The sequence below is a fragment of the Rhodohalobacter sp. 8-1 genome (assembly GCF_038150125.1).
Classification (GTDB): domain Bacteria; phylum Bacteroidota; class Rhodothermia; order Balneolales; family Balneolaceae; genus SW132.
Genome location: NZ_JBBVMF010000015.1, coordinates 79,059 through 99,108 on the forward strand (window position 1 = coordinate 79,059; position 20,050 = coordinate 99,108).

Consider the following 20,050-nt stretch of genomic DNA (forward strand, 5'->3'; position numbering starts at 1 on the left):
CAACACGTCTTGTAAGTTCATTAACCTATCGTCATATCGTCATCGCGGACCCTGATCCGCGATCTCCCATATTCGCACTGCAATGCGATTTGCCAGTGTTCGGAATAGAATAACAAATATCGAACATGGAATAACGAATGTTGAATTGGTGATGATGAATACCAATTCAGATAGCGAATCCCATTTTTCATATTTCCCGAATTTTCTAATAAACGAATCAACGACGTATCTCAGGCCTTTAAAGCGGACGCTGCAAGGAGCTACGCACGCTTGAAGGTCCTCAGTTTCATGCACCGAGCATCAATACGCCAAAATCTCGGTCAATGCCGGGTTAATATAGTAGTGCCGTCCTTTGATCTCTTTCTTATTCAGCACCTGCAGATCGGCCAGCTCATTCAGATAGTTACGCGCGGTATTTTCAGCGTAGAGGCCGCGGTCAGTCAGGTGGGTTACTTTGGTGTAGGGTTGTGTAAAGATCGCCTCGGCCAGGTCTTCGGGGCGGCGGATGTTGGTCTGGTCGCGTATGACCTGCAGAATCTCCTCCCGGTTTTCGATGATATCGTTGACTTTACGCAACGTGAGCCGGGAGGTCCACTCCACAGCGTTCAGCATAAACAGGATCCATGTCTTCCAGTGGCCTGCTCGTGAGATCCCGGCCAGGTACTCATAATACTCCTGTTTGTGTTCCAGGATGTACCGGCTCAAATAGAGAATTGGAAGATCAAGCTGGGAGTTTTGTGTGACAATATGAATATTCATGATGCGCCCCACACGCCCGTTGCCGTCGCGAAACGGGTGGATCACCTCAAACTGGTAGTGGGCAATGCACATTTTCAGCAGCGGATCTGCCGGCTCTGATTCGGGGCTATTCAGGAAATCGACAAGGTTATCCAGCTTGGCCTCTACCACATCTTTTCCGCGGGGAGGCGTAAAGGCCGGCTTTCCCGCATTCGGTCCCGTGCCGCCCATGCGGATGAAAGTCCGTGCAAACGGGGGACGTATCCCATCTCCGCTCTCCTGGATAATGCGGTAGAGACGGATAAAATAGTCGCGGTCGAAGGTCCCGTTCTCTTTCAGGTAGTGATGACCGTCCCATAATGCTTCCCGATAGCGTAGCACCTCTTTTGTGGATGGAGAAGCTTCGTGATCGTTTGCGGAGTCGCTCACCGCCTTGTAGAGCTCATCATCGGTAGTGAACACATTTTCAATCTCACTGGATACCTTCGCCTCCTGCAGGGTGATGGAGTTGATCAGCATCGCCGGGTTTGGAATGGCGATACTTCGTCCGGTTAGCAGCGCCAGCGCCTCCTTTGCCTGGCCAAGCTGCTCGTAGATCTCCACATCCCGGTAGAGTTCCGGGGCAATGGGCAGATCCGGCAGATCATTCCACGGCTGGGTTCGATCGGGATTGATAGGGTAAAGGGATTTATCGGGCATTAAAACTCAATATTATTAATGTATGGGTAGTATTCCGGCCTTAAAGTAATGGAATTTAGAATAGTAAACATTAAAAATGCAAATAATTAATGTTTGGGGGTGATGCGGCCTTAAAATCCATGTACTTTTTATAAACGCTGATACAAATCATAATCTCACAACCGTCATCGCGGACCCTTGATCCGCGATCCCCTGACTTTGCTCAGTTGAAAGATGAACAAAAGCTGGGTTTACAGTTCGGGCAGGAATGGGAGATGCCGTCCCGATGCCTCGGGATGCGGCATGACGCGTTGTTTAGGTTTTAAAGTCAGTTAATGAGTTCCCTTCTTTGCGAGCGGAGAGAGGGGACCAAGGGGTGAGTCCAACCCCAGACTCTTGCAGGAGCTATCGCACTCTGCAAGGTCCTTTTTTCCAGCCTTAAAGTCGGACGCTGACAGAAGCTGAGGCATGCTGTCAGGGATTGACAAATATCGAACACTGAATATTGAATGACGAATGTCGAAGGAGTGAGGGAAATATCGATTATTGAATAATCAATAACGAACGTCGAAGGAATCGCACTTCGATATTCGGCGTTCGTGATTCAATATTCGATATTCTATTTTTTTGATAGCGAGTCCCGAAATTCCTAATTAATGGATTAGCAAATACACTTATCAACTCACTTGTAACCTGTTCACGCTATCGACATGTTTCTTTTATGTGTCGATAAAAAACGTATATTTCGACACATTAAATAAACCTATCGAAACCATCGACATGTCCTACAGCCCGGATAAACCGTACAACACCTTACCGCCGCTTCCTCCCGAGGCTGAAATAGAAACCCCCGCCGTCTTGAAAGCGGCCATCAGGGCAAACCGGGTGCTGGGTGAGCTGAAAGGCAAATCGGAAAGCCTTCCCAACCCATCGATGCTGGTGAATTCCATTACGCTGCAGGAAGCGAAATCGAGTTCGGAGATCGAGAATGTGGTCACAACCAATGACAAACTTTTCACGGCACTCTCCGCAGACGATACGCAAGTGGATCCTCAGACTAAAGAGGTGCTACGTTATCGTCAGGCGCTCTGGCAGGGGGTGGAACGCCTGGGGGAGAGGGAGCGGTCGCTTACGACCGATCTGTTTATAATGCTGATGCAAACCATCAAAGAGACCACAGAGGGTATTCGTAAGGATTCGGGCACGGTGATCGCCAATCCAAATTCGCGAAAGATCATCTATTGGCCGCCGGAGGGTGAAGGGCTGATCCGCAATTTTCTTGAAAACCTGGAGCACTATTTCAACGCTCAGGATCGTGTGGACCCGCTGATAAAAATGGCGGTGGCACACTACCAGTTTGAAGCAATTCATCCGTTTGAGGATGGAAATGGCCGCACGGGCAGGCTCATTAATATTCTCTACCTGATTGACAAAGGATTGCTGAACCAGCCGGTGCTATACCTTAGTGACGCCATCATCAGCCAGAAGCAGGCGTACTACCGGCTTTTGCGAGGGGTAACCGAAGACGGGGAGTGGGAGCCGTGGATTTTGTTCATGCTGGAAGCGGTGGAAACAACGTCCCGGCAGACGATGCAACAGATCAGTGAGATCATGACACTGCTGGAGTCCACGCTTGATCTTGCGCGAGAGAGGCTGCCAGACCGCGTCTACTCGAAGGAGCTGATAGAGCTGATTTTCGAACAGCCGTATTGCAAGGTGAAACATCTTGTGGATCGCGGAATTGCCAAACGTCAGACAGCCGCTGACTATCTGCGAGAGCTGGAAGATGCAGGGATTTTGAAAAGCAAACAAGTGGGCCGCGAAAACTTGTTTTTGAACGTGGGGCTGTACGAGTTGCTGGCAACATAAGGGAAAAACTGCAGTTGTGAGAGCCAAAAAATCGTTGATTCGTTGACGCGTTGATGAGGCTTAGAAACGTGGTACTGTCATCGCGGAACCCGAACCGCTATCTCCCATTTGTGCATTGGGAAAGAGTTATTCAATGGCGGGATATTGAGTTGGGCCAGAAATTGGAGATCCCTTAGTAGGGACAGGAGCCGGCGCATGCTGCCAGGGATTGACAAATATCGAACACTGAATATTGAATTTCGAATGATGAAGGAAACAGCACTTCGATATTCGGCGTTGGTTATTCAATATTCGATATTTGTCTGTTCTTTTTTTGAGCCGGCTTTTTCTTACTTTTATTGATTAAAGAAACCTGAGATTGCAGCTCTGTAGTTTGCACAGTTTATCCCAATTTTACGACGATTCTATCTATGTACAGCTACTATTCGCGAGTAAAAGATCCGGTTTTGATGAGGCTGGATTCCCAAACTGTTTCAACCCTTGATAAAGCCAATATTCTCTGCCTTGAAGATCTGCTGCAGGTGGATTTGGATGATATTATTGACTTGCCGGGTATCGGTAAAAAGCGGCATCATGAAATACTGGAATTTCTCCACAATTTGCCGTTCGATTTCAAGAAAAAACCGACGCCAATAAATCCTGATCAGGATGGTATGCTGGGCGTGGAACCCGAGCTGGAGGAGTATCTGCTGAGCTTAAGACAGTATACTGAGTACAAGACATACAACCGGGGACTCGATTATTTCAAAGAGAACCGGGTTGAAACGATCACAAAAACGGCATTGTCAGAAGAGTATGAGATTGTTGTGGTTGGATCACGAAAGTACCGTGTTACTATTCCAGCTGACCGAACCATTGAGGATGAGGAGAGTTGTGAGTGTCCGGCTTTTCGTACATTGATATACAGCAGAACTGTATGTAAGCATGTGGTTGCGGCAGCCTTTGCGCTGGCAGAAAAACAGCGGCTGGATTTGTTTCAAGAGGGTGAAGGAGCCAGTCCCGCGTATCGGCAGCTTGAAAAAACGCTAAAACAGTCCCTCAGCAATGGATATTCCCCGGGCGGTGAGGAGCTGGAGTACATGCTGGTTCGGAAAAACGGCCAGTGGGATCTCTATCCGAAAAAGGTCTATCCGCTGCTCAATAGCATGAAGAAGAGCTCAGGTTATGGCACTAGGCACATCGATCCCTGGTCAATGGTCTCGCCGGAAAACTCCAGGGACCAGATGATTGTGAATCTCTTAAGGCAGTCCTATAGTGTAAGAACGTATTATAGTGAAGCGCGTTCAAGCAAATCAGTGTCGATCGGGGAGGTTCTGGACCTGGCAAAAGATCGCCCGCTCTTCGTAAAACTGGATAAAAAACCGTCTGAACTAACACCGTTTCTAAAAGAGACATTTCAGCTTAAGGTTCTTATTAGCCGAAGCAGCAGCTCCGATGCACAGAACAGAACCTCACTCAATATTGATTGCAAAATAGAATGTGACGGCACGTTTTATGGGGATGAAAATGTGGAGTTTGTGAATACCGATCCCGTATGGATTTTGACCGATGGTAAGATTGCAAAACTGAAGGCAAACGACCTGGCACTTCAGCTTTATAATTCTACGAAAGGAAAGTCTATTAAAGTACCGGAAGAAAGATTGGAATCTTTTCTGAGAGATCTCTACCCGATGATGCAGGAGACAGGCATGGAAATTGAATTTTCGGATGATCTGAAAGTTCGCGGTTCTGTACCCGATCCGGAGCCGCGTCTCTACCTGAGTGAGTTCGGTGACACACTTCAGGCAGAACTCAAAATTGGGTACGACGGATTTGAAATTGATAGTATGTATGCCGGGGATGAACTGCTGACACCGGCTGAGCTCTCTGGTAAACAGGATGAGGAGAGTCCGCTGCTGATGTCTGTTCGGCGGAACCGGGAAAAAGAGGAGCAGTTTTTGCAAAAGCTGGCAGATCACGGCCTGGTGAAAAATGGCGGGTCGTGGCACTTTAATCCTGAAGGTGACCCGCTGGAGTGGGCACTGGAGCAGCTGCCTGAACTTTCGGAGTCAGGATTCCAGATCTTTGGCCAGAAAGATCTTATCCGTTACGCTCCGCCTAAAAAGATGACGTCCAGCTCCTTCCGCGTGTCGAGCGGTGAACAGTGGTTTGAGGTGGAGGGCTCTCTGTCGTTTGGGGATATGGAGCTCAGCATGAGCGATATTGAACGCGTGTTGGTGAAAAACAAAACGTACGTCAGGCTGGCTGATGATTCGCTGGGCGAACTGCCGGAGAAGTGGGTAGAGCAGCTTAAAAAGCTATTGAAACTCACAGAAGGTGATATGGATAAAGGTCATGCGAAAGTTTCGCGCATCGCCGCGCCTGTGGTAAAGGAAATTGGGAAAGAGGCGGACAACTACGAGGCTGACGTCGGTTTTGAGGAATACGCCGAACGTATCCGGTCGTTTGAACAGATTGAAGACGTTTCTTCACCCGAAGGGCTTAAGGGTGATCTTCGGTCATATCAATCCGCCGGCCTCTCCTGGATGACTTTTTTGAACCGCTACAGTTTTGGAGGTATACTGGCCGATGATATGGGGCTTGGAAAAACGATCCAGGTGCTGGCCATGCTCAAAAAAGTGTCCGAAATGGAAGGTAAGCGGTTGAACAGCCTGATTATCGCGCCGCGATCAGTCGTGCAAAACTGGATGGCTGAAGCGGGAAAGTTTGTACCGGATTTTACAGTTAATATCCACCACGGCACCGATCGTGCCGAAGAAAAAGAGGAGCTGCCTGATGTGGATCTGCTCATTACGACGTATGGTACGATGAGAAATGACATCGACCTGCTAAGCAAAAAGACGTTCGACTACGCCATACTTGATGAATCGCATACCATTCGCAATCCCAACAGCAAGACGTTTCGGGCGCTTCGTAAGATCAGCGCAAAAAACCGGCTTTGTCTGACGGGAACCCCGGTGCAAAACACCACGATGGATCTCTGGCCACAATTTGAGTTTTTGAATCCTGGTCTGTTAGGAAATCAAAAATCATTTCGCGATCGGTGGGTAAAGCCGATCGAAAAAGAGGGTGATAAGATGGCGGAGAAGATGCTGCATAAAATGGTGTCGCCGTTTATTTTGAGGCGCACTAAAAAGCAGGTGGCCACCGATCTGCCGCCACTCACCTCTTCGCTGGTCGATTGTCCTATGGATCACGCCCAGCACCTGCTCTACGAAAAATATCGGAACGTGTATCGCGAAATGGTAAATGATTCGATAGATGAAAAAGGGATCGACAAGGCGCGATTTACCGTGCTGGAAGGCCTTCTTCGCCTGAGACAAATCAGCTGCGCACCCAAACTGATTCAGGGTGAAAATGCGCCATCAGCAAAGCTGGAACGGTTTACAGAACTCGCGTCGGAATTGATTAGTGAAGGCCACCGGGCGCTTGTGTTTTCGCAATTTGTGGGCTTTCTCAAGCTGGTAGAGGCGGAAGTTAAGAAGCAAAACTGGAGCTATGAGTACCTTGACGGCCAGACCAAAGACCGTCAGGAGAGGGTAGATCGATTTCAGTCAGATGAGTCAAAAAAGCTCTTTTTGATCAGCCTGAAAGCCGGAGGTGAAGGATTAAACCTGACCGGCGCCGACTACGTTTTTATTATGGATCCATGGTGGAATCCCGCGGCTGAACGCCAGGCGATGGACCGGACGCACCGAATCGGGCAGAAAGAAAATGTGTTTGTCTACCGGTTTATGACGCCCGGGTCAGTTGAAGAGAAAATCCTCCGGCTGCAGGATCGCAAACGGGAGCTGGCCGATAAACTGGTCGTTGCTGAGTCGGGCATCTTCAAAGAGCTTGAAAAAGAGGACTTGATCGCGCTATTTGAGTGAGTCCACGTAGCTCGGGTCGCCTACCCGACCCGAGACGAAGTTTTATTGAAGCTCAATAATCAAACCCACGACCGTCATCGCGGGCTCTTCCCAAAGGGATCCCTTGCGGGGGAGCCGCGATCTCCTGACTTTACATAAATAAAAGTTGAGCCATTGACAGAATTCACAGGTCGGGCAAGAATGGGAGATACCGCATCTGGGTGCGGTATGACACGTTGTTTGGGCTTAGAATCTTAATATCGTCATCGCGGACCCTGATCCGCGATCTCCTAACTTCGCGTAGATAAAAAGTGAACCAATGGCAGGGTTTACGGTTCGGGCAGGAATGGGAGATGCCGTATCATGGTGCGCCATGACGCGTCGTTTGGGATTGGAGTGAGTCCACGTAGCTCGGGTCGCTGACCCGAGAGGTCTCGAAACACACTAAAAATTGGTATCCCCTTACGACTGAATATCTTTAAAACGACGCACCTGTCATTCCGGATGGAGCTGAGGGATTTTTTTGAAAAAAGTTTTGTAAAGCGTTGTTCAAGACGGATCCCAGTACGAGGAGATCAGCCGGGTGTCGGACAGGTGTCTCCGCTCATTCCATCGAAAAGGACGCCGGGATTCGGTCGACATGACAGGGCGTTTTGGAGTGGAAGGGCGGCGTATTACGCTTCCATTCTTGCAAGGTTTGACCACGCCGCCCAAAACACTTACCATCCACGGACACTGCCAGAAGCTGTCGCATGCTGTCAGGTCCTCGTCGGTTTCCTTAGAATTCGATATTCCAACCGTTCGACATTCGGCGTTCAATATTAATTATTCGATATTCAAAACGCCGGGCTTTGACAAAAGCAATTGCACAGATTGTGCTTCTATCACTAACTTATCAGATCCGGCCAGACCAGTGGTTTGGTTCTTGTTTTTGATGAGCTACTGCAACAATGAATACTATATTTGTATCGAAATCAGGATGATAGATAATCGTAAAAGGAAACCGTTTGCAATGCTTCAGCCTCAGGTGAGAAAATTTATGATGTTTCGCAGAAGCTTTTGGAAACTTTTTGATGCTATTAAGGGCACCTTCAATATCGTTGAGGAAGTGTTCTCCAAGACCGTAATCTATTTTCGAATAGTACTCTTTGCTCTTTTTTAAATCGCGTAAAGCAGCATCAAAAAACTCAATAATCATCTCATGGCTTTTTGCGAAGTTCCCGGAAAGCCTCGTCTTCAGAAACTGTTTTCATCTCTCCCGCTTTCCATACATGATAACGTGTATCTGCTTCATGTACCCATTCTTCTATTCGATTTTCACTCTGTGATGTCGTCTCAAGACTCTCAAGCAGTTTAAGTAAAAGCTGAAGACGGTCTTTTTTGTCAAGATTTAAAACATTTTTCTCAATTGATTCAGGTATTGGCATTGTAAAAGATGGATTGACTTTTTTTTAATGTAGATAAAGCATGTCGTAATTTAAAGTACTTGTGTAAAACGTTTTATTCTGCCATCAATTATTCACCGAGTAAAACATCATCGCAGTCCCTGGCATATGATCTTTTGTGTAACTCAATGCCCTCGATTTGAGACGCAATGTACCCGGTTTCTTATGAAAACTGATTTAACTCAAACTCCAAGACTAGGAGGTGAGTCCACGTTTCTCGAGTCGCCATGTAGCTCGGGTCGCCTGACCCGAGAAGGATTCGTAAAGCACTAAGATATATTAATATTGGTTTGCATCAAGCCAAGTAAATCGAAGCTCTCATCCGAGAAGACTCACTCCCATTCAACAATCATGAGCTTTGATTAAGCCAAATATCGTAATAAGGCCATGAATCAATAAAACCGGACGCTGCCAGAAGATGGCGCATTCTGTCAGGTCGTCTTTCCACATCAACGTCATCGCGGGCCCTGATCCGCGATCTCCCAGCTTTGCTTAGGTAAAACGTAAACCAATAGCAGGTTTCATAATTTCGCCAAGAATGGGAGATAACGCATCCCCCGTATAAGGGATCCCGTTGTTAGGGAGGGGTGCGGTATGCCGCGTTTTTAGGACTCACGCCTCACGCCTCAAGACTCAAGACTCAAATCTCACTCTCCCGGCTGCAGATCCTCAATCTCCTTAATATTCTCAGTAAGCGTTTCTTCCTCGATCTCATGGTCGCTGAGCTTGCCGGCAAAGTAATCCTCATAGGCCGACATATCCACAAAACCGTGACCGCACATGTTGAACAGGATCGTTTTTTCGGTTCCTTCCTCTTTGGCCTTCTTGGCCTCACGAATCACCTGCGCTATGGCGTGATTGGCTTCAGGCGCTCCGATAATTCCTTCCGCCTTGGCAAATAGCACTCCCGCCTCGAAACATTCAAGCTGCTGCAGGGCAACCGCTTCAATCAGATCATCCTTGAGCAGCTGACTGCACAGTACACTCGCACCGTGGTAGCGGAGTCCGCCCGCATGGATGGCGGCCGGTGTAAAGTTGTGGCCCAGCGTGTACATCGGCAGCAGCGGTGTGTAGCCGGCACTGTCGCCGTGATCGTACATAAATTTCCCGCGGGTCAGCTTGGGGCAGGAGGCAGGCTCCACGGCCACAAAACGTGTGGTCTGGCCGTCAGTCAGGTTGTTTTTCAGAAATGGAAAGGTGATGCCCGCAAAATTGGACCCGCCGCCCAGAGGTGCCACGATGATGTCGGGATAATCGCCCGTATATTCCATCTGTTTGATCGTCTCCTGGCCGATGATGGTCTGGTGAAGCAGCACATGGTTTAGCACCGATCCCAGTGAATATTTGGTCTGGTCATCGCCCACGGCCCGCTCAATCGCCTCTGAGATGGCAATGCCCAGGCTTCCGCTGGTGTCGGGTGTTTCGGCCAGGATTTTCCGCCCGGCTTCGGTACGGTCGCTTGGTGATGGGTACACCTCTGCGCCAAAGGTATTCATCATAATCTTGCGATACGGCTTCTGGTCGTAGCTGATCCGTACCATGTACACCTCACAGTTCATATCAAACTGGGAGCAGGCAAACGCAAGGGCAGTACCCCACTGGCCGGCGCCCGTCTCGGTGGTTATACTTTTCACGCCTTCCTGTTTGTTGTAGTAGGCCTGGGGAACGGCGGTGTTCGGTTTATGCGATCCGCTCGGACTTACGCCTTCGTACTTATAGTAGATTTTTGCGGGGGTGTCGAGCATCTTCTCGAGACCAGTGGCACGAAAAAGCGGGGTAGGGCGCCATATTTTGTAGATCTCCCGAACCTCGTCCGGAATCTCAATATACTGCTCTGCCGACATCTCCTGCTCAATAAGGCCCATCGGAAAGATCGGGCTCAGGTCATCCGGTCCGGCCGGCTCGCGTGTTTTAGGATTCAGCGGCGGCAGCGGCTTGTTGGGCATATCGGCCACAATATTATACCAGTGCGTGGGAATGTCGGACTCGTTGAGCAGGATTTTTCGATTCATAACGGGGTAGAGTTTTTTTAGATACAATTCTGGTTAACGTCAGAAGACTGCTTAAAATAATAAGGAATAGAGAAATTCCAACATGGAAATGTTGCTCGGGTCGCCGACCCGAAAGGCCTGGAAACACCTTATGAATTGATAGCCTATTGCTTCTTAACATCCCCAACCAACGCACCTGTCACCCCAATCTCAGCCGAAGGGTCTCTTTGTTATCGGTATGAGTTTTGACAAGCCTTTGTTTGAGATGGATCCAGGTAAAGGGAGAGACAGATATTGAATTCACTTTATTTCTTTCTTATTCTCAAAAAAAAGGGACTCTAAACAGGATAGAGTCGCCCTGCAGTTGTACTGTGCGAGAAGGAGTGCGGCATGACGCTTTGATTAGGTTCACAAACGTGGTTTCGTCATCGCGGGCCCCGATCCGCGATCTCCCATTTACGCCCTGAGAAGCAGTTTGCCAACGGTAGGTTGTACAGATCGAACGAGAACGGGAGATGCCGCATCCCCCGCAGAGATCCCTTTGTTAGGGAGGGGTGCGGCATGACTTACGAAATAATCCAGAAAATCAATTTATTCGATAATTATCAATCAGCGGTCGATATTTTATAAGCCAAATAGTACATTTGAAAAAGTAATCCTCTTCAACAAATGCACACCGTCATGAAAAAAGAGAACATGACCATCATCGACGTCTCAGAGTTTCCGGATCCAATTTCTGAAGCCTTCCTTTTTATGCCCGAGGAAGAGGAGGAGCTGATGGATATCTACACCGAATATGTGCAGTTAGCTACAGCGGTACCCTCAGGGACCAAACTGGAGTCTGGATTTTTCTGCCGGAAAGAGATGGAGGATGGCGAACTGTGCGATGGCACTATAGAGGTTACTCAAATTGATCTGCCAAAACAGGTTCGATGGACGTGCCGGCGATGCGGGGATAGAGGGGCTCTTATCAACTATGAGGGGACGATGTGGGATAATAGTCATCTCGGGGAATATGAAAAAGAGCGATTCCTGGAGCGGTTCTTTGCAGACATTGAAGGAGAGGATTATTGGGAAGACGATCTATTTTATGATTTCCTGGATAATGAGCTATCCGGCCCGTTTGATGATTTTGAGTATTATTTAGATCCATATGATCAAATTGCGGAGCACAGCATAGGGCCGTCATCAGAAAAGATTAAAGAAATGCTAGAGTGCAATTGGCTTCAACCCGACTCCCCGATTTACCTGAAAGGCGATCTGCCAAAGGAAGAGGTAGAACAGAGCTTCTTTTTCTATAATGCCCGCCGGTTTCTGATGATCCTGAATGATGAGGAAACGTTTCAGCTGACACGGGTTGGGAACTTAAAACGGAAAGTGGTGCGCACATTACTGGAAGAGATGCGCTGGCCGGAGAATTACATCGAAAATATAAGAACCTACAAAAATGGAAAGCTTGACGAAACAGATGTTTGGCTGCTACACGGCATCCGGGTGATGCTCACACTGTCAGGCCTGATTGAAGAGAAAGATGGCGATATAAGAATCCGCTTAAAAGATGATCTTGAGTATCTTCTGGAAGATGAGAACGCGGGAGAGCTTTACCGGCGGCTTTTCTCTACATATTTTAAAGACATGAACCTGGGCTACCTGGGCAGTACATTCGAATTTCCGCATTTGCAGTATAGTGTGCCGTTTATTTTGTGTCAGTTAAGGGAGCACGCGCAGGAATGGGTATCCATTGAAGAGCTGATTCATGATATTCTGCTTTTTTCGGTGAAGCTCGAACTTCAATTTGGAGAAGATGGCGGTACCGAAATAGAGTTTGATCTCCTCTACGAAGATCTGTTTGCAGCCCTCGAGCGCTTTTCCTTGCTCGAAACCCGCACCACGTCCTCAAATGCTGACATCTACGATGCCGATTACCCTGACCAGGTGCGAGTAACCAACCTGTATAACAAATTCGTTCGGGTGTGAAATCCGGCGAGATAAAGAGGTTTAGAGCATGGTACTGTCATCGCGGGCCCCGATCCGCGATCTCCTAACTTACTTCAGTTGAAAGGTGGACTAGTGGCAGGGTTTAAAATTCGAACAAGAATGGGAGATACCGCATCAGGGTGCGGCATGAGGCGTTGATCAGACTCACGAACGTGGTATCGTCATCGCGGGCCCCGATCCGCGATCTCCTAACTTAGTTCAGTTGAAAGGTGGACCAGTGGCAGGGATTACAGTTCGAACAAGAACGGGAGATACAGCATCGTTGTACGGCATGACACGTTGTTTTAGATTCGTAGCCAGCCAACGAGTCCCCCTTTTTTGCGGAGCGCTTTTCAACGTAGAGAGGGGCCGGGGGTGAGTCCGAAAACGGAACGCCGACAGAAGCTATCGCATGATCAGGTACTGAATTCTTGCCAGGGTAGTCCGGAATTGAAATTCTTCAACTCTTGTTACTAACACCATGAAAAACTTCAATAGCCACCGCGTCTTTAAACGAAACGAACATGAACCCAATACCGATAGAGATTATGTCCTCTACTGGATGCAGATCAATCGGCGATTCCACTACAATTTTGCACTGGAATATGCTGTCGGCTGGGCCAATAAACTGGACAAGCCGCTCCTGATCCTTGAGGCGTTCTCATGCGACTATCCCTGGGCAACCGACCGTTCGCATACGTTTATGATGCAGGGAATGAAGGAGCATTTGGAGTATGCAACCGACCAGGATTTGAACTACGTGTCGTTTGTGGAAGAAGAGCCGGGACAGTACGAAGACCTGTTGAAAAATCTTGCATCTAACGCATCTGTGCTGGTCACAGACGAATACCCGGTCTTTATTATGAGGGACCGGAATGAGCGATATCCCGATAAGATGGATCTTCCTTACATCACAGTTGACAGCAACGGCCTGATCCCGCTCGGGCTCACCGAAAAAGATCCATACAGCGCTTATTTCTTCCGAAAGATTATGCAGAAGCATTTTATTGAGGCGTATACACATCCGCCTAAGCAGAATCCACTGGACGAACTTGAAAACGGTAAAAAAATTAATTTCGAGAAGTCTATATTTGATGAACTACCCAGCGCTAAAGAAGCACTGAATAACATACCGGAATTTATTTCAAGTCTCGACATCGACCACGACGTTCATCCCATCGATTTGAAAGGAACACGGTCAGCGGCCACCGGGATGCTCGGGCAATTTATCAAAAATGCGTTGCTGGAGTATGACGACAAACGCAATGATCCGGACGAGAAGAAAACCAGTCAGCTGAGCCCGTGGCTGCATTTTGGTAAAATTTCGGAGCATGAAATTGTACAGGCTGTACTGGAGCATCAGCCTAAAGGGTGGGACCTGGATAAAATCACATTTAATAAAGGCTCAACCGGCGGCTTTTTCAATGGTGATCCCAACGTAGATGGTTTTCTTGATGAGGTGATTACCTGGCGGGAAGTAGGCTACCATTTTGCCCACCACAGGCCCGATTATGACCAGATCAGCAGTTTGCCCGACTGGGTTCAGAAAACCATGGATGAGCACCGCGATGATCCCAGAGAGTATATTTACAGCTACGATGAGTTTAAAGATTCCCAGACCCACGACGAAATCTGGAACGCGGCGCAAACACAGCTGCGGGAGGAGGGAATTATTCACAACTATCTGCGAATGCTCTGGGGTAAAAAGATCATTGAATGGACCCCGGATTATGAAACGGCGGCAGAGTACATGATTGATCTGAACAATATATATGCCATCGACGGACGCGACCCCAACAGTTATTCGGGCATCTTCTGGTGTCTGGGACGATTCGACCGGGCGTGGCAGGAGAGGCCCATCTTTGGAAAACTTCGCTATATGACCAGCGAAAGTACCCGCAAGAAAGTGAAGCTGAAACAGTATTTAGATAAGTATGGAAATCAAAAGTCACTGATGTGATTGAGACCATGTAGCTCGGGTCGCCGACCCGAGAGGGGATTTAAACGTTTTAAGAACTAAATTCTGTAGTAATCTCGCATACACATCAACGTCATCGCGGACTCCGATCCGCGATCTCCTAACTTAGTTCAGTTGAAAGGCGGACCAGTGGCAGGGTTTAAAGTTCGATATTGAACGGAAGATACCGCATCAGGGTGCGGCATGACGCGTTGATCAGACTCACGAACGTGGTACCATCATCGCGGACTCTGACTGCGATCTCCTAACTTAGTTCATTTGAAAGGTGAAGCAATAGCAAGGTTCAAAGTTCGAACACGAATGGGAGATACCGCATCGTGGTGCGGCATGACGCGTTGATCAGACTCACAAACGTGATACCGTCATCGCGGACCCCGATCCGCGATCTCCTAACTTTGCTCAGTTGAAAGGTGGACCAGTGGCAGGGTTTACAGTTCGAACAAGAATGGGAGATACCGCATCGTGGTGCGGTATGACGCGTTTATCAGACTCAGAAACGTGATACCGTCATCGCGGACTCCGATCCGCGATCTCCTAACTTTGCTCAGTTGAAAGGTGGACCAGTGGCAGGGTTTAAAGTTCGAACAAGAATAGGATATTTCATATCATGCGCAGAACCCCTTTAAGAGAGGTACGGCAATGCAGCGCTGTGTAAAATGGCTTGAATTAATAAGCTCAATTCATTCAGAAATCTATCGTAAGACCTATCCTCTCGTGAGTTGAGCAACCTCCAAGCGTGCGAACGCAGAGAGCTCCTTGAAGAGTTGCGGGTTAAGGAGTCATGAGTCTTGAGAAGGTGTTAATGCAGGAATTAGAAGTTATCCCGGTATATTAGGAATCACCTCCAAATTCGGCCTTCAATATTCGTTATTCGATATATTTAACCCGGACACTTACAGGAGCTTCGCACGCTGTCAAGCCTCGGTTTTTGACCAAATATCGAACACTGAATATCAAATGTCGAATAAGGAAGTTTTTTACTTCGACATTCGGCCTTCAATATTCGTTACTCGCTATATTTGTAACCCGAACGCTTACAGGAGCTAACGCACTCTATCAGGTCCTCTTACTTCTTACCAGTGGCCCGCTTTTCGAAGTCTCACACGTGCGGAGGGCAGGTTTGTGTCCAAAACGTTTACAACTCTTTTATCAGCTCGGTAACCAACCGCGCAAAGTCATCTTTGCGGCTTTCGGCCGCTGCTTTCACGTGTTTATGATCCAGCTTTCCTGCCACTACGCCCGCTGCCATATTAGTGACCATGGAAATGGCTGCGGCAGGCAGTTGCAGCCGGGCCGCTTCCACAAGTTCAGGCAGTGTACTCATTCCAACCACATCCCCGCCCAGAATCCTGAATGCCCTTATTTCGGACTTCGTCTCGTAGGATGGCCCTTGCGCAAATAGATAGGTTCCCCGCTGAACTTCCAGTCCAATTGAAGCTGCTATACGGCGAACACGCGCAGCTGTTTCTCCATGATTGTATCGAAATGTTTCAGATGGAGCTGCCGAAACATGCTCAAACAACCTGAAAACATCATCAATTACCATCAAATCTCCAACCCTAAAGCCAGTGTTGATGGCACCAGCCGCATTTGAGATGATGAGTTTGCCGGCATCGAATGCTTGAGCCAGGTGGACCGGCAATACTGTTTTTGAATAAGGGTGTCCCTCGTAACGATGAAACCGCCCGGAAAAAGCGATCACGGACTTTCCGGCTACTGTTCCGGAAATAAGCTCTCCGGAATGTCCCTGCACGGATGTTTGTGGGAAATCGGGAATATCACCGTATGCAATCGAAACTGGATTTTCAATGACGGTTGAGAACTCTCCAAGTCCGGAGCCGAGAATGACCGCTGCTTCAATTGTCTCTGGAAATGACTGTTCAAGAAGGAATTGTTTAATACTGTAGATATTGCCGGGTAATGTCATGCGCTAATATTCTCTATTTTGTACCCTTTATTGTCATCGTACCCTGTAAGCCTGAACATCGGATTATCTGTTTCGTGATAGGCCATAATAACATGTCCCTCACTGTACGATAGCTCCTGGATTTCTTTTCGGACCTTCATACTCTGCTTGGGGTCAAAATCATACTTGGCCGCATACGATCGATTGATAGCGCTGCGCGTACCGATGACGTCTCCCGCCATCACGTACTTGTGGTCCACATTTTCGTAGTAAAGAGCCTGATGATGTTCCGTATGGCCGCCAATAGTTTCAACCCGAATATTTGATATTGGGTTTGATGAATTCCCGGTTAACATCTGGAGATTTGCATGACTGTCTAAAAAGTGAAAAAAGTCTCGTTTTCGCTCATCCTGTGAGTCTATTGATTCAGACAGCTTTTTCCATCCTGCCTCAGAGACCCATATATCAGCCTCAGAAAACGTAAGCTCCCAATAACCGTTTTTTTGATGAGCCAGTCCACCCATATGGTCAAAGTGGAGATGGCTTAGAAAAACGTCGGTGACTTCAAAATCTAAAACACCCTGCTCCTCAAGATTACCCAGAATCATATCAATACTTGTATCCTGCCCGAGGAGATCACCAAGGCCAGCATCAAACAAAATATTTTGATTGTCGTCCTGTATCAAAAACGGGTTAATGGAGAGTTTAAGGGCGTTTTTGTGCGGGGGATCGCTTTTGTCTATTCGCCTGAAAATTTTGTCGATGGCAACTGAGAACGTTCCTTCATAAAGGGGGATTACTTTAACCATGAGTTTGCGTCGGTCGGTAGCTGAACTGAAAGTTATCGTTTTTTATCTTCAAACTTATCGTACGCTTCGATAATGTCGCGTACAAGTTTATGACGGACTACATCGCTTTGATCAAGATAAACAAACGAAATTCCGTCGATATCTTTCAGGATATTTTGAATAACGATGAGACCGGATTCCTGTTTTCTTGGCAGGTCAGTTTGGGTGATGTCGCCCGTTATAATTGCCCGGCTGTTGTAGCCAATCCGGGTCAGAAACATTTTCATCTGCGTGTTGGTAGCGTTCTGGGCTTCATCAAGAATAACAAACGCGTTATTCAATGTTCGGCCACGCATATATGCGAGTGGGGCAATTTCGATCACATTTTTCGACAGCTGAAACTCCAGCTTATCATACTCAATCATCTCTTCGAGGGCATCATAAAGAGGGCGGAGGTATGGATCGATTTTCTCTTTCAGGTCGCCGGGCAGAAATCCAAGATTCTCGCCCGCCTCCACAGCCGGCCGGGCAAGGATAATACGTTTCACCTGGCGCTGCTTTAGGGCACGGACCGCAAGTGCCACGGATGTATATGTTTTCCCCGTTCCCGCCGGGCCAATGGCAAATAGGATGTCGTTATTTTCAGAAGCCTTTACGATGTTGCGCTGCCCGGAAGTTTTTGCCGATACGGCCTCACCGGTGTGTGTATGAAGTATAATGTCGCCGGTATCCTGCTCAAAGGTAGGTGACGATAACGATTTTGTGCTTTCCACTTTATCAGCCAGTGCAAGCAGTGTTGATATATCCTGCGATGAGAGCTGGCTGCCGCGCTTTACCATGGATATCATCTCGCGAATGATATCAGCAAGGTCTTCAACGTCACCTTCGGGTCCTTTCAGCTTAATTTTATTGCCCCGAGCCGTTATGGTGGCGTCCGGAAATGCTTTTTCGAGCTGTGACAAATTTTTATCATCAAACCCGAGAACAACAATCGGGTCAGCGTTTTCAATTTGAATTGTTTTCTTCTGATCTTCTTCTTCTGTTTTGATAAGCCTGTGTTCTAAAGTGGAAATAAAAGATTAAATCTGAATTCGAGATTAATTAATAAATATCAGAATCCCCCTTAATAAAGGGGACATAGGGGGATGTTTATCAGATTTTTGAAAAACCGATGAACACCCCTCTTTCCATTGGGATCCCTTCGGGGCAATCTCTCCGCCAGCCGGCGGAAGACTTCTTTGCCTAGCTCCCCAAAATAAGCAGATTATTAGTCAGATTAAACTATATCGGCTCTGCCGGCATTCATTCTGGCTCTGATTTCTTTGATGGCCCCCGGAATGCTCTCTGCTTTAAATACACTGCTTCCTGCAACCAAAACATCAGCTCCCTTTTGTATCAGCTTGGTTGCATTATTTGATTGAACGCCGCCATCCACTTCAATCAGGTACGTCATATTCATCTGCTTTCGAATTTCATTTAGCTTGTAGACTTTTTGATAGGACGCATCAATGAAAGACTGTCCGCCAAATCCGGGATTTACGCTCATCACCAGTACCATGTCTACATCAGGCAAAATGGGGTAGAGCAGGTCAACTGACGTCGCCGGGTTGATGGCAACCCCGGCCTGGCACCCGGTACTTTTAATGTGCTGAATAGTGCTGTGAAGGTGCGGGCATATTTCCTGGTGAACCGTAATCATGTTCGCGCCGGCTTTAGAAAAGGGCACAACGTATTTATCAGGATTCTCAATCATCAGGTGAACATCCAAAAAAGTATCGGGAGCAGCGCTTCTTACCGCATCAACGATAAACGGGCCGTAGCTGATGTTCGGCACAAAATGACCGTCCATAATATCGCAATGAAGCCATTGTGCGCCTGCCGAAAGACAATCATTAATCTCTTCACCTAATCGGGTAAAGTCAGCAGCAAGAAGTGATGGTGCTAATAATGGGGTTTCGAATGCCATTAATTAAATGTATGTCAGTTATTATTGTCAGTTGAATCAGCCTGAATTCTCTGCATAGAATCGGAGGCGGACATCGTTGTGTCTGCACCCACGGCACCCGATTCGGACTCCTCACGCGCGTCAAAACGTTCAGCCACCAGCAGGGTAAGCTCTTCACCTTCAGTGAGCTCTTCAACGTCGGGGCTGAAAGATAACACAGTATTTGGCTCTTCTCTACTCGGTTGAAAACGAATTTCTCCAACTCGCAACCCCGTCTGGCGTAACCGTTGTTGCGCCTGGGAAAGCCTCAATCCTACAATGTCAGGAATGGTAACCCTCCTGTCGCCAAGACCGTCACTAATCACAAGGTTCACAGCTGCACCGCGGTCAACAGTATCACCAGGCGTAAGTGACTGCCTGAGAACCGTATTTCTAAACCGGTTTGATTCATAGCTCGTCGTTCCAAGAGTAAAGCCGTAGTTTTCGAGCTGTATTTTTGCGTTTCTGAATGATAAATCCACCACTTTAGGAACCACCGCTTTAGGACTCACTTCGGTGTTTACGGTCAGATATACTTTACGATTTGGTTTCACAAGCTGCAGCGGCTGCGGCGACTGGTCAATAATATAGTTGGCCGGAAAAGCGGAGTTTGCCCGCCTGTCGAGAACCTCATAGCGAAGCCCGTAATCTGTGAGAAGCGTCTGGGCGTCATCCAGCGATATTTTAGTCACATCGGGGACGGTAACGCCCTCATTGTAGTTGGTGTATTCCGGCATAATGACAAAGTTGGCCAGCGCACCAATCAGGATCGCAAATAGAGTGCCGCCACCCAAAATATAGTAGAACCATTTGCTGGTCAGAATTTTTTTGATGATATCCATGAA

13 protein-coding genes are annotated in these 20,050 nt (G+C 47.8%); 4 read left to right on the top strand and 9 right to left on the bottom strand.

Annotation, left to right across the window (positions count from 1 at the left end):
- Window positions 1-300: 300 nt before the first annotated feature.
- Window positions 301-1,437, bottom strand: coding sequence for a Fic family protein (locus tag AABW11_RS14260; protein ID WP_340105795.1), 1,137 nt, complete (start codon window positions 1,435-1,437; stop codon window positions 301-303).
- Between the two features lie 759 nt (window positions 1,438-2,196).
- Here AABW11_RS14260 and AABW11_RS14265 point away from each other — a divergent pair.
- On the top strand, window positions 2,197-3,285 hold the full coding sequence (locus tag AABW11_RS14265) for a Fic family protein (protein WP_340105796.1): 1,089 nt from the start codon (window positions 2,197-2,199) through the stop codon (window positions 3,283-3,285).
- 410 nt (window positions 3,286-3,695) lie between these two features.
- A complete protein-coding gene (locus AABW11_RS14270; RefSeq protein ID WP_340105797.1) occupies window positions 3,696-7,157 on the top strand; it encodes a DEAD/DEAH box helicase in 3,462 nt (1,153 codons plus the stop codon).
- 874 nt (window positions 7,158-8,031) lie between these two features.
- On the opposite strand, the gene AABW11_RS14275 is transcribed toward AABW11_RS14270, so the two are convergent.
- The 3 genes from AABW11_RS14275 to AABW11_RS14285 all read right to left on the bottom strand — a co-directional run bounded on the left by AABW11_RS14275 (window position 8,032) and on the right by AABW11_RS14285 (window position 10,593).
- Complete coding sequence (locus AABW11_RS14275) at window positions 8,032-8,334, bottom strand: type II toxin-antitoxin system RelE/ParE family toxin (protein WP_340105798.1); 303 nt, start codon at window positions 8,332-8,334, stop codon at window positions 8,032-8,034.
- A gap of 1 nt (window position 8,335) precedes the next feature.
- Complete coding sequence (locus AABW11_RS14280; protein WP_340105799.1) at window positions 8,336-8,563, bottom strand: addiction module protein; 228 nt, start codon at window positions 8,561-8,563, stop codon at window positions 8,336-8,338.
- A gap of 665 nt (window positions 8,564-9,228) precedes the next feature.
- Window positions 9,229-10,593, bottom strand: a complete 1,365-nt coding sequence (locus AABW11_RS14285) for a TrpB-like pyridoxal phosphate-dependent enzyme (RefSeq protein ID WP_445263781.1) — start codon at window positions 10,591-10,593, stop codon at window positions 9,229-9,231.
- Between the two features lie 660 nt (window positions 10,594-11,253).
- Between AABW11_RS14285 and AABW11_RS14290 the strand changes: the two genes are divergently transcribed.
- Both AABW11_RS14290 and AABW11_RS14295 read left to right on the top strand, forming a co-directional pair.
- Entirely contained in the window at window positions 11,254-12,549 is a 1,296-nt protein-coding gene (locus AABW11_RS14290; protein ID WP_340105801.1) for a hypothetical protein, read from the top strand.
- 481 nt (window positions 12,550-13,030) lie between these two features.
- A complete protein-coding gene (locus tag AABW11_RS14295; RefSeq protein ID WP_340105802.1) occupies window positions 13,031-14,509 on the top strand; it encodes a hypothetical protein in 1,479 nt (492 codons plus the stop codon).
- A gap of 1,153 nt (window positions 14,510-15,662) precedes the next feature.
- Here AABW11_RS14295 and AABW11_RS14300 read toward each other — a convergent pair.
- The 5 genes from AABW11_RS14300 to AABW11_RS14320 form a co-directional block, all read right to left on the bottom strand.
- Entirely contained in the window at window positions 15,663-16,454 is a 792-nt protein-coding gene (locus AABW11_RS14300) for a purine-nucleoside phosphorylase (protein WP_340105803.1), read from the bottom strand.
- On the bottom strand, window positions 16,451-17,242 hold the full coding sequence (locus AABW11_RS14305; RefSeq protein WP_340105804.1) for an MBL fold metallo-hydrolase: 792 nt from the start codon (window positions 17,240-17,242) through the stop codon (window positions 16,451-16,453). Before AABW11_RS14305 ends, AABW11_RS14300 begins: the two co-directional genes overlap by 4 nt.
- 32 nt (window positions 17,243-17,274) lie before the next feature.
- Window positions 17,275-18,183, bottom strand: a complete 909-nt coding sequence (locus AABW11_RS14310; RefSeq protein ID WP_340105805.1) for a PhoH family protein — start codon at window positions 18,181-18,183, stop codon at window positions 17,275-17,277.
- A gap of 314 nt (window positions 18,184-18,497) precedes the next feature.
- Entirely contained in the window at window positions 18,498-19,187 is a 690-nt protein-coding gene (rpe, locus tag AABW11_RS14315; protein WP_340105806.1) for a ribulose-phosphate 3-epimerase, read from the bottom strand.
- Window positions 19,188-19,201: 14 nt separating this feature from the next.
- The gene (locus AABW11_RS14320; RefSeq protein ID WP_340105807.1) at window positions 19,202-20,047 is read right to left on the bottom strand and encodes a PASTA domain-containing protein; all 846 of its coding nucleotides are present in this window, start codon (window positions 20,045-20,047) and stop codon (window positions 19,202-19,204) included.
- Between the last annotated feature and the right edge of the window lie 3 nt (window positions 20,048-20,050).

Coding starts and splice junctions, on each gene's coding strand:
- AABW11_RS14285 (WP_445263781.1), bottom strand. CDS start 10,593: ATGAATCGAAAAATCCTGCTCAACGAGTCCGACATTCCCACGCACTGG.
- AABW11_RS14260 (WP_340105795.1), bottom strand. CDS start 1,437: ATGCCCGATAAATCCCTTTACCCTATCAATCCCGATCGAACCCAGCCG.
- AABW11_RS14295 (WP_340105802.1), top strand. CDS start 13,031: ATGAAAAACTTCAATAGCCACCGCGTCTTTAAACGAAACGAACATGAA.
- AABW11_RS14280 (WP_340105799.1), bottom strand. CDS start 8,563: ATGCCAATACCTGAATCAATTGAGAAAAATGTTTTAAATCTTGACAAA.
- rpe (WP_340105806.1), bottom strand. CDS start 19,187: ATGGCATTCGAAACCCCATTATTAGCACCATCACTTCTTGCTGCTGAC.
- AABW11_RS14290 (WP_340105801.1), top strand. CDS start 11,254: ATGAAAAAAGAGAACATGACCATCATCGACGTCTCAGAGTTTCCGGAT.
- AABW11_RS14270 (WP_340105797.1), top strand. CDS start 3,696: ATGTACAGCTACTATTCGCGAGTAAAAGATCCGGTTTTGATGAGGCTG.
- AABW11_RS14265 (WP_340105796.1), top strand. CDS start 2,197: ATGTCCTACAGCCCGGATAAACCGTACAACACCTTACCGCCGCTTCCT.
- AABW11_RS14275 (WP_340105798.1), bottom strand. CDS start 8,334: ATGATTATTGAGTTTTTTGATGCTGCTTTACGCGATTTAAAAAAGAGC.
- AABW11_RS14305 (WP_340105804.1), bottom strand. CDS start 17,242: ATGGTTAAAGTAATCCCCCTTTATGAAGGAACGTTCTCAGTTGCCATC.
- AABW11_RS14320 (WP_340105807.1), bottom strand. CDS start 20,047: ATGGATATCATCAAAAAAATTCTGACCAGCAAATGGTTCTACTATATT.
- AABW11_RS14300 (WP_340105803.1), bottom strand. CDS start 16,454: ATGACATTACCCGGCAATATCTACAGTATTAAACAATTCCTTCTTGAA.